Annotated in this window: 16 protein-coding genes; 9 read left to right on the forward strand and 7 right to left on the reverse strand. The window is 63.3% G+C overall.

The features are described from left to right. Positions 1-22: 22 nt before the first annotated feature. The 5 genes from ACP7BV_RS21855 to ACP7BV_RS21875 all read right to left on the reverse strand — a co-directional run bounded on the left by ACP7BV_RS21855 (position 23) and on the right by ACP7BV_RS21875 (position 3975). Positions 23-1003: a DUF4424 family protein gene (locus ACP7BV_RS21855; protein ID WP_426106796.1), complete on the reverse strand. Its 981-nt coding sequence runs from the start codon at positions 1001-1003 to the stop codon at positions 23-25. 108 nt (positions 1004-1111) lie between these two features. Next, the gene (locus ACP7BV_RS21860) at positions 1112-1849 is read right to left on the reverse strand and encodes an aquaporin (protein ID WP_426106797.1); all 738 of its coding nucleotides are present in this window, start codon (positions 1847-1849) and stop codon (positions 1112-1114) included. Then, on the reverse strand, positions 1846-2175 hold the full coding sequence (locus tag ACP7BV_RS21865; protein ID WP_426106798.1) for an ArsR/SmtB family transcription factor: 330 nt from the start codon (positions 2173-2175) through the stop codon (positions 1846-1848). Before ACP7BV_RS21865 ends, ACP7BV_RS21860 begins: the two co-directional genes overlap by 4 nt. Before the next feature lie 101 nt (positions 2176-2276). Beyond that, positions 2277-2741: a DUF2269 family protein gene (locus ACP7BV_RS21870; protein ID WP_426106800.1), complete on the reverse strand. Its 465-nt coding sequence runs from the start codon at positions 2739-2741 to the stop codon at positions 2277-2279. 1 nt (position 2742) lies between these two features. After that, positions 2743-3975, reverse strand: coding sequence for an SDR family oxidoreductase (locus tag ACP7BV_RS21875; RefSeq protein WP_426106802.1), 1233 nt, complete (start codon positions 3973-3975; stop codon positions 2743-2745). Between the two features lie 143 nt (positions 3976-4118). Between ACP7BV_RS21875 and ACP7BV_RS21880 the strand changes: the two genes are divergently transcribed. Then, positions 4119-4574: a hypothetical protein gene (locus tag ACP7BV_RS21880; protein WP_426106804.1), complete on the forward strand. Its 456-nt coding sequence runs from the start codon at positions 4119-4121 to the stop codon at positions 4572-4574. A gap of 211 nt (positions 4575-4785) precedes the next feature. Here the strand turns inward: ACP7BV_RS21880 and ACP7BV_RS21885 are convergent, their stop codons facing one another. Together ACP7BV_RS21885 and ACP7BV_RS21890 are read right to left on the reverse strand one after the other, a co-directional pair. Next, positions 4786-7278: a TonB-dependent receptor plug domain-containing protein gene (locus tag ACP7BV_RS21885; protein ID WP_426106805.1), complete on the reverse strand. Its 2493-nt coding sequence runs from the start codon at positions 7276-7278 to the stop codon at positions 4786-4788. A gap of 197 nt (positions 7279-7475) precedes the next feature. Then, a complete protein-coding gene (locus tag ACP7BV_RS21890; protein ID WP_426106807.1) occupies positions 7476-8405 on the reverse strand; it encodes a DUF808 domain-containing protein in 930 nt (309 codons plus the stop codon). A 235-nt stretch (positions 8406-8640) separates the two neighbouring features. Between ACP7BV_RS21890 and ACP7BV_RS21895 the strand changes: the two genes are divergently transcribed. The 8 genes from ACP7BV_RS21895 (at position 8641) to ACP7BV_RS21930 (ending at position 15134) form a co-directional block, all read left to right on the forward strand. Next, positions 8641-8871, forward strand: coding sequence for a BrnA antitoxin family protein (locus ACP7BV_RS21895; RefSeq protein WP_426106808.1), 231 nt, complete (start codon positions 8641-8643; stop codon positions 8869-8871). A gap of 165 nt (positions 8872-9036) precedes the next feature. After that, positions 9037-9321 (forward strand): HU family DNA-binding protein, encoded by a 285-nt coding sequence (locus ACP7BV_RS21900; RefSeq protein ID WP_426106810.1) that lies wholly within the window; start codon positions 9037-9039, stop codon positions 9319-9321. A 162-nt stretch (positions 9322-9483) separates the two neighbouring features. Then, a complete protein-coding gene (locus ACP7BV_RS21905) occupies positions 9484-10116 on the forward strand; it encodes a LysE family transporter (RefSeq protein WP_426106811.1) in 633 nt (210 codons plus the stop codon). 141 nt (positions 10117-10257) lie between these two features. Continuing rightward, a complete protein-coding gene (locus ACP7BV_RS21910) occupies positions 10258-12270 on the forward strand; it encodes a DUF6600 domain-containing protein (RefSeq protein ID WP_426106812.1) in 2013 nt (670 codons plus the stop codon). Positions 12271-12391: 121 nt separating this feature from the next. Continuing rightward, entirely contained in the window at positions 12392-12661 is a 270-nt protein-coding gene (locus tag ACP7BV_RS21915; RefSeq protein ID WP_426106813.1) for a DUF493 family protein, read from the forward strand. A gap of 18 nt (positions 12662-12679) precedes the next feature. After that, entirely contained in the window at positions 12680-13393 is a 714-nt protein-coding gene (gene lipB / locus ACP7BV_RS21920) for a lipoyl(octanoyl) transferase LipB (protein ID WP_426106814.1), read from the forward strand. Continuing rightward, positions 13390-14382, forward strand: coding sequence for a lipoyl synthase (lipA, locus tag ACP7BV_RS21925; protein WP_426106815.1), 993 nt, complete (start codon positions 13390-13392; stop codon positions 14380-14382). The genes lipB and lipA overlap by 4 nt, the downstream gene beginning before the upstream one ends. A gap of 44 nt (positions 14383-14426) precedes the next feature. Next, positions 14427-15134 carry an alpha/beta fold hydrolase gene (locus ACP7BV_RS21930; protein WP_426106816.1) on the forward strand — a complete coding sequence of 236 codons (708 nt, stop codon included), beginning with the start codon at positions 14427-14429 and terminating at the stop codon, positions 15132-15134. Positions 15135-15286: the final 152 nt, after the last annotated feature.

The following is a 15286-nucleotide window of genomic DNA, read 5'->3' on the forward strand; positions in this document are numbered from 1 at the left end:
TCCGCCAGCGCTTCACCCGCTCCTAGCGGATCAGGGATGGCATAACGCCGCTGTTGTTCTTGATCTTGGCTTCGCCCATATTGCCAAAATAGACGTCCAGATCCTGCTTGGGCCGGAAATTGGTTTGGTGGAACTGGAAGGTCTTGGCTTCGGGCTTGCGCACGTTGCCCGGGAAGCACAGACTGACCAGCTCACCCGCTTCGAGCTTGGTAACGTTCAGCGTAAAGTCCTCAATGCCGTTTTTCCATGCATTGCCGTTCTTGAGCAGGTAATGGACTTGCTTGCCTTCGACGTTATTGTTGCCCGCCTTGGCTTTGGCCTTTTTCCAGGCGCCCATGAAAGCCTTGTCGGCGCAATATTTGGTGGTGAAATCGCCTTGCACATCCCACGTCGCCGCCCCTGTGGTGACGAACGGGCGATACACATGGTGCACGCGCACGGTGGACTTGGGCGCAAATTTTTGCTTCCATACATAGCTGATCTGCACTGTCCAGGCGGGCCCCGCAACGCCGGCCGCGTTTTTGGTCCACAGGTTCTGTTTGCCCAACATGAGTTCCTGGTTCGGCGTGAGCGGATTGAACGCAAGCTCCACGCCAAAGGCCGGGTTGTAGGCGATCTGCGCATCGGTCAAGCCCAGTTTGCGCAGTTGCGCCGTGACGCTCGCGTCCTTGTACTTGGCCGTCATCACGGTCTTGAACTTGGCCGGCTTGCCGTCGACGGTGATCATCAGGTTGCTCGGTTCGCCGTAATAGGTGCTGCCTTCTTGCCGGGCCGGGTATTCCGGCAATGGAAAGGTAATCGTCTCTTCCAGTTCGCTGGCCGATTCGTTGAGCAGTTCATAGTCGGCGCTGACGAGCGTGCGGCTGATGCCGATCACTTGTTTCTTGAGCGCGATGCGATCAGTGTTATTGAGCACGATGCCACCCACCGGGACGCCGTCCATCCCTTCGCTTGCCAGCGCCAACACGGGCACCAACAATCCAGCCAGCAGTAAATTTTTCACGATCAATATCCTTCCGCTATGTTTGCTTCAACTGGCAATTATAGCAATATTGACCACCCGCCTGTTTTCCCGGCGCCGGGCGGGGCGTAGGTATGAGCCGCGCCGCAGTCAGGTATGCGTGGCGCCGGTACGGGGCGGCGCGTCGCGAAAGTCGCCCGGCGCCACTGTGCCGGCGACGGTGGCGTCGCGCGGCGCGGCCGGATGCAGCCAGCCCATGACCAGCGTGGCCGCGGCCGCGCCCGCCAGTTGGGCGCCGATGAAGGCCGGGGTATCGCCCGCACGGATGCCGGCAAAAGTGTTGGTGGCCGCGCGCGCCAGCGTCACCGCAGGATTGGCGAACGAGGTGGATGCGGTGAACCAGTAGGCCGCGGTGATATAGGTCGCCACGGCGAACGGCGTCATCGCCGGGCGGCTGCGCGAGCAGCCGATGATCACCGCCAGCAGGCCGAAGGTGGCGACGAACTCACTGAACCATTGTCCGCCTCCCGTGCGCGCGTGCGCCGATGCGGACAACAGCGCCAGGTCGAACATGGCGTGTGCGGCCATCACGCCGGCAAAGGCGCCGGCCACCTGGACCGCAATATAGGGCAGCACTTCCCGGCGCGGCATGTTCTCTTGCCAGGCCTCCGACAAGGTCACGACCGGGTTGAAGTGGGCGCCGGAGATGGTGCCAAACATCAAAATCAGCGCGACCAGCCCGGCGCCGGTGGCCAGCGCGTTGGCCAGCAGTGCGATGGCGGCGTTGCCCCCGGCCAGCCGCTCGCCCATGATGCCGGACCCGACCACAATGGCCAGCAACAGGGCCGTGCCCAGGCCTTCGGCCAGCAGGCGGCGCGCGAACGTCATGCTCCTGCCTGTAGGGCCGGGTTGCAAACGGGCAGGCACGGATTGCCGCCGCAGCAATTCTCGGTCAAAAAGCCGATCACGCCGTTCATGGTGGCGAAATTGGCTGCGTAGATGATGTAGCGCCCTTCCTGGGAAGGGGTGAGCAACTGGGCGTGGGTCAGTTCCTTGAGGTGAAACGATAGCGACGACGGTGGGATGGCCAGCTGTTCGCTGATTTTGCCGGGAGACATGCCCGCGGGTCCGGCCTGCACCAGCAGCCGAAAGACGGCCAGGCGAGACTCCTGTGCGAGGGCGGCCAGGGCGGCGAGTACGGGTTTGGTTTGCATTGGCTACTCCATGTTCTATATTTCCATGATAGTCGAAACATGCGAAGTGGGCAATAGCGCGCGCTTATGTCTGCGCAAGGGCGCCATTATTGGCACCTGCCTTACACCGGCTTGGCCACCATCAGCCAGAACACGATCACCAGCGCAACGAACGCGGGAATTCCCAACACCACCCAAAGGCGCAGGTAGCGCCAGTATTGGGCCGGCAGTTCCGTGCCGTCGCGCGCGGCAAGCTGCGCCATGTCGCGCATCTTGAGCTGAATCCACACCACGGGGAGCCAACACGCCCCGGCCAGAAAATACAGGCCGATCGAGTACATGATCCAGCGGCTGCTGAGCGGATAGCCGGCCACGTAGATCATGTAAAACCCCGTCAGCGGCTGGATCACGATGGTGCTGGTGGTAAAAATCCAGTCGGCCAGCACCACAAAGCGGCTGACCACGGCAATGGCGCGCACGTCGCGGCTGATACTGGTGAACAGCATGTAGTAAGCCGATCCAATGCCGGTGCCAAACAAAAAAGTCGACGACAGGATATGCAGCCATTTGACAACCATGTATTCCATCTTATTTTTCCTCGAGTTCGTAAAGCAGCCAGATGGCGGCGAGCATGGGCAGGTTTTTGGTCAGCGGCCCATACGGATGCAGCAAAAACTCCGGCAGTTTGATCGCGATGACAACGCTGTAAAAGCCGATCAGCCCCAGTTGCGCCAGCCACAATGACCGCCGGCGCTTCATCAGCAGGCAGGCCAGCCCCAGCAACAAGTCCAGGCCGGCCGCGCCGTACAGCATCAGCGGCGCGAGTTCGGGCGGCACGCCAGTGCGCTCAAGCAACTGGTAGCTTTGCTCGGCAGGATACAGCCCTGCCGATACCAGCGCCGTCGCCAGCCAGACCAGAGCCACCGACATGCGCAGCACGGGCAGCAGCCAGCCCAGCTTGGCCCGCACCCGTTCCGCGTCCGGGTCGTCGATAAAGCTGGCCGGTGCGCGCGGCGCGCGCGCCAGCAGGCGCGCCGTAGGCGCCGGGTCGGCGCTGTTGCCGCGCTCGAGCATGCGCAAGGCGTCCGGGTCGAGCATGCCGATCCGCAAGCGCGCAATCAGCCGCGCCAGCGCGCCGGGCAGGCGCAGCACACGTAGGCGCCCGAGCCCCATGCCCGCGCGCAGCAGCGCGAGGTAGTCGGAAAAGGGCAGCGCCCGCGGCCCCACCAGCGCCACGCGGCGCGCCGTGCCGCCGTCTGGCCCCACCGGCAACGGCTGGCGCACCAGGCTGGCCACGGCGTCGGCCACATCGTCCACGTGGATGGGCTGCACCAGCTGCGCGCTTTTGCCGAAGCGCACGCTAAACGGCATGCTCGCCAGCGTCTTGAAGATGCGCGCGCTGGCGCCGCTCCTGCCGTAGACCAGCGACGGCTGGACGATAAAGGCGCGCAGCGGCAAGCGCGCCAGGTAATCGTCGGCCGCCTTTTTGCTCAGGTGATAGGGCGTATCGGCATTGTTGTCGGCCCCCAGCGCAGACAGCTGAATCACCAGCTGCACGCTGTCCGATTCCGCGCAGGCGGCAAACAGCGCGCACGGCGTATCGGTATGCAGTGCGGCGAAGCTTTGGCGCCCTTGCTCGCGAAAAATCCCGACCGCATTGATCACCACATCGACGTCGCGAAGGCGCGCCAGCCAGAGCGATTTGTCGGTATCCTGCGTGAAGTCGGCATGGATGTACGTCAGGCGGGCATTGGCGCCCTTGGGCGGCGAGCGCATGGCGCAGAGCACGTGATGCCCTTGGGCGAGCAAGGTGGCCTGCACGTGTTTTCCAATAAATCCACTTGCTCCTGTCAGCAAGATGCGCATGCGTTCTCCCGCTCGGGTTTTGATGATAGATACATGTTTCGACGCCGAGTTCAACCCGAATTAGACCAGGAGAATATATGCAATCTTGGGAAAAAGCCATGCAACGGGCTCTCGTGTCCGGCAGCTCTGCCAGCGTGCTCTCGACAGTGGCGCTGGCCGCCATGGGACAGCGCGAAACCGGCAGCATGGCCGCGCCCACCAATGCGGTGAGCCATTGGATCTGGGGCGACGAAGCGGCCCGGCACAATGAAACGTCGGTGCGCCATACGCTGGTCGGCTACGTCATCCACCACGCCAGCGCCACGTTCTGGGCCGTGCTGCTCGAACGCTTCCTCGGCGCCAGGCTCGACAAGAGCGACTTTCCCGCCACGCTGGCGGCGTCGACCGCGGCGTCGGCGGTAGCCTGCTTTACCGATTATCAGCTAACCCCGCAGCGCTTGCATCCCGGCTATGAAAAGCGGCTCTCGACACCAGCGCTGGCGCTGGTCTACGGCGCCTTTGCGCTTGGGCTGGCGGCCGGCGCGGTTGCCGTCCGGCGCGACCATATGCATTAAGCGCCGGCCATGGAACCGTTTGTGCTCGCCTTGGCCGCGCATGGCTTGATCGGCGGGGCGGACGTGATCGTCAACCACGAGCTGATCGCCCGCATCCCGGCGCAAGCGGGCACCGGCCCCGAGGAACGGCTGCACAGCGCGCGCGAGCTGATCTTCGCGCTGCTGTTTGTGGCCGCATCATCCTGCTGCGGCAAGGATGGGCGGCGGTTTTTTAAAACGCGTACGAAGCGCGCGCATACACAAAGCGCCCGCTGCGGCCATACGGCGCGTAATTGGAAAACGGCGTATTGCCGGTAGTATTGATCAGCAGTGAAACTGATTCCGGATAGGCGTCAAACACATTGTCCGCACCGAGCGCCAAGTTCACCTTGCTCGTGACGGCGTAGCGCGCTTCCATGTCGACCACGGTTTTCGGCTTCATCGTCACGTCCGGCGCCGGGGCCACGCTGGGCGAAAACACTTCGCCGTAGCGCGTGGCGCGCAGCGTTGCGCCAAGCTTGCCGAGCTTCCAGTTGACGCTGGCGTTGCGCTTGTTTTTCGGCTGGCCGCGCTCGAACGACAGAATATTTACGCGCGCAAACAGCGGCGGCGCCGGGTTGAGCGCCGACAGTTCGGCCGTCTCCGGAACCCGGGTCACTTCGGTCTTGGTGAGGTTGGCCGCCAGCGTGAAGTCGAATTTGCCCGCTGTACCGGCGTTCAGCGGCCAGCCCAGCACCACATCGACGCCCTTGGTGGTGGTGTCGACGCCATTGATGAAGAAGCGGCCGCCGCCGCCGGCAAAGCCGCGCTGCACCAGGTAGGCGCGCACGTTGGCCTGGGTCAGGTTTTCCGACAGCACGATGCGATTGTCGACCTCGATACGGTACGCGTCGATCGTTAAATTGGCGCTACCAAAGCGCGCCACGGCGCCCAGCGACAGGTTGACCGACTTTTCCGCCTCCAGCGGCTTGGCGCCAAAAGCAACGGCAATCGGGTCCGTCGGCTTGAAGGTGGTGATCTCGAACGGCACGCCATTGATGAAGTTGGTCGACGTGGTCGTAAAGTTTTGCTGCTGCGGCGACGGCGCCCTGAAGCCGTTTTGCACCGAGCCGCGCACCGCGAACTGCTTGGTAAAGTCGTAGCGGCTCGACAGCTTGCCGGCCAGGCTATTGCCGTAGTCGGAATAATGCTCGCCGCGCACGGCGACCGACGCCAACAGTTTTTCCGTCAGGTTCGCCTCGACATCGACAAACGCGCCCACCGCCGTGCGGCTGGTGTCAGATTCGTTAGCTGGCTGAAAGCCGGGAAACACTTGTGCGCCCGGGGCCGACACGCCGCCATTGGCCAGCAGCGCGCCACCCTGGCGGTAGGAGTCCGGTTCGCCGGCGAACAGAGCGTAGCCTTCGCGCCGCGCTTCCATGCCCAGCGCCACGTTCAGCGGCGAGGCGAGGCCTGCCATCGTCAGCGCGCGCACGCCCGTCAGGTTAAACACAGTCTGGTCGTATGAAAAACCGCCGGCGTCAAACTCGGTCTTGCTGGTGGGCCCGATCGAGCGGTTCAGCGTATTTTCAATCTGGAACGACATCTTGTTCTTGCCGTAGCCGAGCGACGCATCCATGTTCCACTCGCCCGTCATCCAGGTCAGCCCGCCGGTAACGGCAAAGTCGTCCACCGTGGGGGCGATCACCGGCAAAAAACCGTCCGGATAAATGGACAGGATGTTGCGGTCGTCCAGCGCGCGCCGGAACTGCCCGGCCGACTTCGCTTCACGCTTCTGGTAGCTGGACCAGCCGTAGACTTTCACGCCATTGCCCAGCGTATTGCCGGCATTCGCGAACAGCGTGGCCTGCTGCATTTCCGGCTCGCCGTAGTAGGCGTTGAAGCGGTTGATGGTGTTTTCGCGCGGGTCGAAAGCGGTGCCGATCTTGGGGTATTGCTGGCGCATGTCGTAGCCGCTGCGCTCGGTGTGCTTTTGGTCCTTGAATTCGGCCGCCAGCGTGATGTGGCCGCTCTCGCCCCACGGCAACCCCTTCCAGGCGCTGACGGTGGTGCTCTGGCCGTCGATGCGCTTGCGCGAGGTCTGGTTGGTCCAGCTGCCGCCGGCGCTCGCTACATCGGCGAGGAAATCGTACTCGGTCACGCGCGCGCCATAGGTGACGCTCGCTTCGCCGCCGTCGCGGTTGGTTCGCAGGCGCACGTTGACAACGCCGGAAATGGCGTCCGAGCCGTACTGGGCCGCGGCGCCGTCGCGCAGCACTTCGATGGTCTTGACGATGGCCGTTGGAATGGTATTGAGGTCAACCGAGGAGGCGCCACGCCCGATCGTGCCGTTCACGTTGATCAGCGCCGACGCGTGGCGCCGCTTGGAGTTGACCAGCACCAGCGTCTGGTCCGGGCCCATGCCGCGCAACGTGGCCGGGCGGATCGTGTCGGTGCCGTCGGCCAGGCCGGGACGGGGAAAATTGAGCGAGGGCAGCGCGACCGACAGCGCCTGGTTAATTTCGGTCACGCCGCTGATCTTGAGCGACTCGGCCGAGATGATGTCGACCGGGGACGTGGTGTCGAACGCGGTGCGGTTGGCAACGCGGGTGCCGGTGACGATTACCGTGGCCGCATCGGCCACCGCCGTGGGCGGGGGCATCTGGGCCAGCGCCCCGGAACTGGCGCACAAGGCGCCGATGGCGACAGCGAGGATGTGTTTTTCAGGCGTCAAGCGTACATGCATGGAGTTCCCTCATGGAGTGGTACATCCTATTTGTCAATAAGTTGCCAATAAGTTGCCAATAACTTGCCAATAACCCTACGGCGATACTGGAGCGTGCGCCATCCAAAGTCAAATCCCGCGCAGATTTGATCTCCAATTAACAACAGTGTTATTTATTTACGTCAGAATGGCAGGACGCGTTGCGTCCTGCCCAATATTCAAGCCTTGCGCTTGAACAGGCGCGTGGCGCCGGTCACGGCCAGCAACACCAGCGCGCCGGCGACCAGACCTACGGCGGCCGAGAACAGGGTCGACACAACCGGCCCCAGCACGCGGCCCACGGCAGGCGCCGCGCCAGCCCACGCCGAGGCTGCCTCCGACATGTGACCCAAGGCCGCCACCCCGTGCACCAGGATTCCGCCGCCGACCATGAACATGGCCGCCGTGCCGACGATGGTCAGCAGACGCATCAGTTTTGGTGCTGCCATCAGCAAAAAGTTGCCGATGCGTTGCATCAGCTTGCTGCTCGTTTCCTTCAGATGCAAGCCGAGGTCGTCGATCTTGACGATGCCCGCCACCAGGCCATAGACGCCGACGGTCATCACGATGGCGATGGCGACCAGCACGCCAAGCTTGGTCAGCAGCGTCGCGTTAGCCACCGTGCCGAGCGAAATGACAATGATCTCGGCCGACAGGATGAAGTCGGTGCGCACGGCGCCTTTGATCTTGTCCTTTTCCAGCGCGCACAAGTCAACCGACGGGTCCGACAGCGCCTTGACCAGCTCATCGTGGTGTTTGGCGTCTTCTTCCTTGCTGTGCAAGAATTTGTGCGCCAGCTTTTCGCAGCCCTCGAAACACAGATAGGCGCCGCCCACCATCAGCAGCGGCGTGATCGCCCAGGGCACAAACACGCTGATGCCCAGCGCCGACGGCACCAGGATCGCTTTGTTGATGAACGAACCCTTGGCCACCGCCCACACGACGGGAATTTCGCGGTCCGGGTTGACGCCCGACACTTGCTGCGCGTTGAGCGCCAGGTCGTCGCCCAGCACTCCCGCCGTTTTCTGGGCCGCCACCTTGCTCAGTACCGCGACGTCGTCGAGGATGGAGGCGATGTCGTCGATCAATGCCAGCAAGCTGCTTGCCATGTGTAATGCCCCGCTCTGGTCGAAAAATCACATTTTACCCGACTCGGGCAGGCCAGCCGTGGTGCGGGCCAGCGCGTTTTTTCGCATTTCATCCCCCGATTCCTGCAACTCGTCGCTTTTCAACACCGCCTGGCGCGTGCATACGTATAGTTTGAACCATGCAGCGCCACCGGCCCCGCATCCAGCTGTTACACCGGAAAAGCTTCACTTCATTGATGCTCAACGAGGAATCGACATGAATACCGACCTGAACCAGCCGCACCCAGCCATCCAGCATCCCGTTGCCGCGCGCCCTGCGCGCCCCGTCAAACGCAAGACGCGCATCACCATTTATCTGGACGACGAAGTGCTCGAAACGTTCCGTTCCTTGTCCGAGCAAAGCGGCAAGGGATACCAGACGCTGATCAATGCGGCATTGCGCACGCGCCTGGCCGTGCCCCGCATGGAAGCTGCGCTGGCCGAGTAAACGCGGCGGCGCATCGAAGCAGGCCAGTAAATGGCGCAAAAAGCGTACCCCGAAACGTCGTGATCCAGTCACAGCGGGGCCTGCTTTTAAGGATGGCTTTCGGAATTTGTTACACGTGGCAATAATTATGCTAATCTTCCCGCTCTTTTAACTCGGGAGGATTGTATGAAAAAAGGCGAACTGATTGCAGAATTTGCAAAGCGTACGGAAATGTCCGGCGTGGCAGCTAACAGCGCAGTAAACACCATGCTCGAAATCATCACCGAGCGCCTGAAAAAGGGCGATACGGTTGGTATCACCGGTTTCGGTACCTTCTCCGTTGCCAAGCGCGCTGCACGCAAGGGCCGCAATCCATCGACCGGCGCACCGATCAAGATCGCTGCATCGAAGTCGCCAAAGTTCTCGGCAGGCGCGACCCTGAAGGCTGCGGTCAATCCAAAGAAGAAGTAATCGCTACCCGCGCGGCCCGAAGCGACGGCGCCGGTCCCTGACCGGTTTCTTCGCTTCGGGGCTGCGTCTCCCGGGCCGCGCGCTTGCGCTTTGCAGCATGACGTTTTCAGTCTTTTTTTTCCGTCTTTTTTTCCGTCTTTTTTCCCTCTTCCCGTCCCGCGCATGCTGCTTTCCACCTGGATCACCTTCGTCATCGCCGGCGCCATCATTGCCGTCTCGCCCGGCTCGGGCGCGGTATTGTCCATGGCGCACGGGCTGGCGTACGGCGTGCGCAAGGCCAGCGCCACTGTGCTCGGCCTGCAACTTGGCCTGCTGCTGGTGTTCACGATTGCCGGCGCCGGCGTGGGGTCGCTGCTGCTGGCTTCCGAAGTCGCGTTCAACATCGTCAAGACCGTCGGCGCGCTGTACCTGATTTACCTGGGCGTGAACCAGTGGCGCGCCAAAGCTGCCGCCACCGCCGACAGCGACGCCCCCGAGGCGCATCCGTCGCTGCGGCGGCGCGTGGCGACCGGTTTCCTGACCAATGCGACCAATCCCAAGGGCATCATCTTCATGGTTGCCGTGCTGCCCCAGTTCATTTCGCGTGGCGCCCCGCTACTGCCGCAGTTGCTCATTCTGGGCGCCACCATGGTCACGATCGACACCATCGTCATGCATGGCTACGCGTTCCTGGCCTCGTCGATGCAGCGCTACTTTCGCGACGCCGGCGCGGTCAAAAAGCAAAACCGTTTCTTCGGCGGCATCCTGGTGCTGATGGGAAGCGCCCTGTTTTTCGTCAAGCGCGGCGCCAACTGAACCTGCTCCAACGTGGTGTGTAGCGGCGCCATGCAAGCCGATATGCAACCCTTTGTAATTACTGTTGTCCGCCTGGTCGCTCATACGTTGTAATGAAGTGTCGGCATGCGTCCGCCTTTTACCATCCTCCTGGAGCCATTGATGAGTACTCGATTCCTTCGCACCGTGACGCTGGCCGTGCTTGCCGCCTGTTCCGCGCTGGCACTGGCCGACACCCCAAGCCGGGTCGGCCGCATCGCCATGTCCCAAGGACAGGTCGGCATCAGCGGCGAGCAGGGCGACGAAACCAGCGCCGCGTTGGTCAACTGGCCAGTTACCTCGCATAACCAGGTCACCACCGGGCGCGACGGGCGCACCGAAATCCGGATCGGTTCCACGGCCGTGCGCCTGGACGCCGATTCCGCGCTCGACATCACCGAACTGGACGACGACAGCCTGCGCCTGCATCTGCACTACGGCAGCGCCAGCATCCGCGTGCGCAACGCCGACGTGCTGCGTGGCTTTACCCTGACCACCCCGCAAGGCGAAATCCGCCTCCTTGAAACGGGCCAGTTTCGGGTCGATGCAGGCCGGCGCCAGGACAGCACCGAGGTCACCGTATTTAGCGGCGTGGCGCAAGTGGACGGCGGCGGCTCGCGCCTGACGGTGCGCGCCGGCAAGCGCGCTGAAATCGGCCAGGACGACGTGCGCACCGGCTTTGCCGTGCGCGACAGGTTTGACGAATGGGCCCTGTTGCGCGACCAGCGCGATGAGCGCTCCGAGTCGGCCCGCTATGTCACCACCGAAATGACCGGCTACGAAGACCTGGACTACAACGGCGCCTGGCGCAACGACAATGAATACGGCCCGCTATGGTCGCCCCGCAATGTGCCTTACGGCTGGGCGCCGTACCGTGACGGCCGCTGGACCTACCTGCAGCCATGGGGCTGGACCTGGGTCGACAATGCGCCCTGGGGTTACGCGCCGTTCCACTATGGCCGCTGGCTCATGGTCGATCAGCGCTGGTGCTGGGCGCCGGGGCGCAATATTTCGCGCGTGATCTGGTCGCCGGCACTGGTGGGCTGGGTGGGCGGCAACAACTGGAACGCAAATTTTGGCAGTGGCAGCACCCGCCGCGCCGCGCCGGCCACCGGCTGGTATCCGCTGGCCCCGCGCGATGCTTATGTACCGAACTACCGCATGGCGCATGACAATCTGCGCTACCTGAACCGCAATGCAGGCAGCGCCCAGCCGGATATCCGCAGCCGCGCACCGCAGTACCGCGACGACCACCCGCGCGCCGGCTTGACGGTGGTGCCGCACGAACAGTTCCGCCAGCGCGGCACGGTTGTGGTGCCAACGGCGCCGCGTGGCTCCGTGTCGCCAGCGCAATTGTTCACCGGCAGCAACACGCCGGTGATGCCGCCGGCGCCGCAAATGACGGAACGCGAACGCAGAGGCGACGGGCGGCGGTTCGAGCGCGAACGTGGCGAGCAGGTGGAGGCTGCGCGCAACATGAGCTCAGCTGGCGCCGTGCAGGTACAGCCGTCGCCGCTGGCCGGGCCGGATGCGCGCCGCGTGAGCAACTTTGGCAACGACGCCCGCCGCCAGCGCACGCCGGAGCAAGTTCAGGTTGCGCCGGCGCCGGCCGCAATTATGCCGGCGCCGGCGGTCATCCTAAGCTTGCCATCGCAGCCAGTGGTGGCGCAGCCGACCCGCGACGAGCGCATCAGCCGCTACAGGCGCTCGGATGAGGAACGCGATCCCGACGTGGAGCGCGAACGCCGCGCGCGCGGCGCCGAGTCGTTCCAGCAGCAGGCGCGCATTCAGCAGCAACAACAGCAACAACAGCAACAACAGCAACAACAACAGCAACAACAGCAACAACAACAACAACAACAGCAACAGCAACAGCAACAGCAGGCCCAGCAGCAGGCTCAGCAGCAACGCATGCAACAGATGCAACAGCAACAGATCCAGCAACAGCAGATCCAGCAACAGCAGATGCAGCAAATGAGAGCCCAGCAGGTCCAGCAGGCGCAGCCGGCCCCGCAACAACCGGTTCAGCAAGTCCAGCAAGCTCGTCCTCAACCGGAGCAGCAAAACGCGGCTCCGGAGCGACCTGTGCGGGAACGAGCCCGTCGCGCCAAGGAAGACGCCACGGACCTGCGCTAGCGCCAGAAACGGGTAAAAGTGCAAGGCCAGCCAAGTGCTGGCCTTCTTTTTGGCTACAATGTGAACCTGCCGGCCCGTTGTGCGGGCCGCGCCTTGTGTTTATTCTAGAACTGGATTTTGTATGATCTCCCCAGAAGACTCCCTTATCGAGTATCCCAGCGACTTTCCGATCAAGGTGATGGGCCCCACGCACGAAGATTTCGCCGCGACGGTCATCGACGTCGTGCTCGGATTCGACCCGACATTTCATATCGGCCGCATGGAAGTGCGCCCTTCGGCACAGGGCAATTACACCGGCCTGACCGTCACGGTGCGCGCGATTAGCCGCGGACAGCTAGACGACCTGTATCGCGCCCTGTCGGCCCATCCGATGGTCAAGATCGTCATGTAACCGTTGTCGCCGCTGACCATGCCACCCCACAGCGCCGCGCGCGTGCGCGACCTCGGCCGCGCCGACTACGAGACCACCTTCGCCGCCATGCGCGCCTTTACCGACGCGCGCGTGCCCGACACGCCGGACGAACTGTGGATCGTCGAACACCCGCCCGTATTTACGCTTGGCCTGGGCGCCGATCGTGGCCACGTCCTGGCCGGGCCCGGCATTCCAGCCAATGCGATCCCCGTCATCCAGACCGATCGCGGGGGCGAAGTGACTTTCCACGGCCCAGGCCAGGTGGTGATTTACCTGCTGATGGACCTGCGCCGCAACAAGCCGGGCGGCAAGCTGTACGCGCGCCAGTTCGTGGCAAAAATCGAGGAGGCGATCATCAATGTGCTGGCGGCGTATAATCTTGGTGGCGAGCGCATCGCGGGCGCCCCCGGCATTTATATCGCCGATGGGGCGTGCAAAGGCGCCAAGATTGCCGCGCTTGGCCTGAAAGTGCGCGGCAACGGCTGCACCTACCATGGCGTGTCGCTCAATGTGGCGATGGATTTGGCGCCTTTTTCCTGGATCAACCCGTGCGGTTATGCGGGCCTGAAAACGGTCGACATGCGCAGCATGGGCGTCAATGCCCCGCTGGTTGAGGTGCAGCGCAGGCTGGCCGACGAACTGCTAGAGCAATTGGCAACTGTGGGCGCGCAGCCCGAACCGAACAATACAACCGAGCACGCAGCGACATGACCTCCGAGACCGATACCAGCACCGCCCCCGCCTACAACGCCAGCGACAAGCAAAAAGGCGCCAGCAAAACGTCGCGCATCCCGATCAAGATCGTGCCGATCGCCCAGATCGAGCGCCTCAAAAAGCCCGACTGGATTCGCGTCAAGGCCGCTTCGGCCTCGACCCGTTTCTACGAGATCAAGGACATCCTGCGCGCCAACAAGCTGGTGACGGTGTGCGAAGAGGCGAGCTGCCCGAACATCGGCGAATGCTTCGGCAAGGGCACCGCCACCTTCATGATCATGGGCGACAAGTGCACCCGCCGCTGCCCGTTCTGCGACGTCGGCCACGGCCGCCCGGATCCGCTCGACGCTGACGAGCCGCATAACCTGTCCCGAACCATCGCCGAGCTGCGCCTGTCGTACGTCGTGATCACCTCGGTCGACCGCGACGACTTGCGCGACGGCGGCGCCGGCCACTTTGTCGAATGCATCAAGCAGACGCGCGCGCTCTCGCCCAAGACCCGCATCGAAGTGCTGGTGCCCGACTTCCGCGGGCGCTTGGCCAAGGCGCTGGCGATCTTTGCCGACGGCCTGCCCGACGTCATGAACCACAACCTCGAAACCGTGCCGCGCCTGTACAAGGAAGCGCGCCCCGGTTCGGACTACACGCACTCGCTCGAACTGCTGCGCGACTTCAAGGCGCTGTACCCGAACGCGGTCACCAAGTCCGGCATCATGGTCGGCCTTGGCGAGACCGACGAAGAAATCCTGCAAGTGATGCGCGACCTGCGCACCTACAATGTCGACATGCTGACCATCGGCCAGTATCTGGCGCCCTCGGGCGACCATTTGCCGGTGCGCCGCTACGTGCACCCTGACGTCTTTAAAATGTTCGAGGCCGAAGCGTACAAGATGGGCTTCGTGCACGCGGCCGTGGGCGCGATGGTGCGCAGTTCGTACCATGCGGACGAGCAGGCGCATGGCGCCGGCGTGCAGATCAGCGCCTGATCGCGCACCGACGGCAAACCGACGGCAAACCGGCTGCACGCAGCGTGACGCGGCCAGCATTGACGCTGGTGCTGCTGCCCGGGATGGACGGGAGCGGCGAGCTGTTTGCAGCATTTATCGCGGCGCTGGCCGACGCGGTCGTGCCGCTGGTCGTGTCGTATCCGCCGGGCGAGCCGCTCGATTACGCGCTCTTGACGGCATTTGTCCGCTGCCGCTTGCCGCCGGACCAGCCTTTCGTGCTGCTGGGCGAATCATTCTCAGGTCCTGTTGCCATTGCGCTGGCGGCGTCGTCGCCGCCCGGCCTGGTGGCACTTATTTTGTGCTGTAGCTTCGCGCGCAATCCCGCGCCCGCGCTCACCCTGTTCAAGCATGTGCTGGGTGCGCTGCCCATGTCCGCCTCGCTGACTGGTTTGATTGCGCCGCTTTTGCTCGGTTCCGCTTCCACGCCCTTGCTGCGCGAAGCCTTGCGTGCAGCGATCGGGAAAGTCAGTGCGGCGGTCATGCGCGCCCGCTTGCGCGCGGTACTCGACTGCGATTATTCAACGCTGATGCGCGCCGTCGTCGTGCCGGTGCTCTATTTGCAGGCAGCGCAGGATCGGGTAGTGGCCGCCGGCGCCGCGCGCTATCTCGCCACGCTTCAACCGCAGCTGCACATCGTCCCGATCGCTGGACCGCACCTGCTGCTGCAAGCCGCTCCCGTTACTGCGGCGCTCGCGGTTCGGCGTTTCATCACTTCCCTGGCAACTGGCTGAACAAGCCGCACCTCTATTTCCTACTGGATTGCCTACTTCGATGGCTCTCTTTCATATGTGAGCTGCACTACATACGAAGGCGCCGATGCACCGTATAAGTTGGTGTTCAACAAATACGAACTGCGGTGCAGAGCCGCTCAATCAAAGGAAAA

The organism is Massilia sp. TSP1-1-2, assembly GCF_049896185.1.
Taxonomy (GTDB): Bacteria; Pseudomonadota; Gammaproteobacteria; order Burkholderiales; family Burkholderiaceae_D; genus Telluria_A.

Coding starts and splice junctions, on each gene's coding strand:
- ACP7BV_RS21860 (WP_426106797.1), bottom strand. CDS start 1,849: ATGACGTTCGCGCGCCGCCTGCTGGCCGAAGGCCTGGGCACGGCCCTG.
- ACP7BV_RS21865 (WP_426106798.1), bottom strand. CDS start 2,175: ATGCAAACCAAACCCGTACTCGCCGCCCTGGCCGCCCTCGCACAGGAG.
- ACP7BV_RS21870 (WP_426106800.1), bottom strand. CDS start 2,741: ATGGAATACATGGTTGTCAAATGGCTGCATATCCTGTCGTCGACTTTT.
- ACP7BV_RS21880 (WP_426106804.1), top strand. CDS start 4,119: ATGCAACGGGCTCTCGTGTCCGGCAGCTCTGCCAGCGTGCTCTCGACA.
- ACP7BV_RS21885 (WP_426106805.1), bottom strand. CDS start 7,278: ATGCATGTACGCTTGACGCCTGAAAAACACATCCTCGCTGTCGCCATC.
- ACP7BV_RS21890 (WP_426106807.1), bottom strand. CDS start 8,405: ATGGCAAGCAGCTTGCTGGCATTGATCGACGACATCGCCTCCATCCTC.
- ACP7BV_RS21895 (WP_426106808.1), top strand. CDS start 8,641: ATGAATACCGACCTGAACCAGCCGCACCCAGCCATCCAGCATCCCGTT.
- ACP7BV_RS21900 (WP_426106810.1), top strand. CDS start 9,037: ATGAAAAAAGGCGAACTGATTGCAGAATTTGCAAAGCGTACGGAAATG.
- ACP7BV_RS21905 (WP_426106811.1), top strand. CDS start 9,484: ATGCTGCTTTCCACCTGGATCACCTTCGTCATCGCCGGCGCCATCATT.
- ACP7BV_RS21910 (WP_426106812.1), top strand. CDS start 10,258: ATGAGTACTCGATTCCTTCGCACCGTGACGCTGGCCGTGCTTGCCGCC.
- ACP7BV_RS21915 (WP_426106813.1), top strand. CDS start 12,392: ATGATCTCCCCAGAAGACTCCCTTATCGAGTATCCCAGCGACTTTCCG.
- lipB (WP_426106814.1), top strand. CDS start 12,680: ATGCCACCCCACAGCGCCGCGCGCGTGCGCGACCTCGGCCGCGCCGAC.
- lipA (WP_426106815.1), top strand. CDS start 13,390: ATGACCTCCGAGACCGATACCAGCACCGCCCCCGCCTACAACGCCAGC.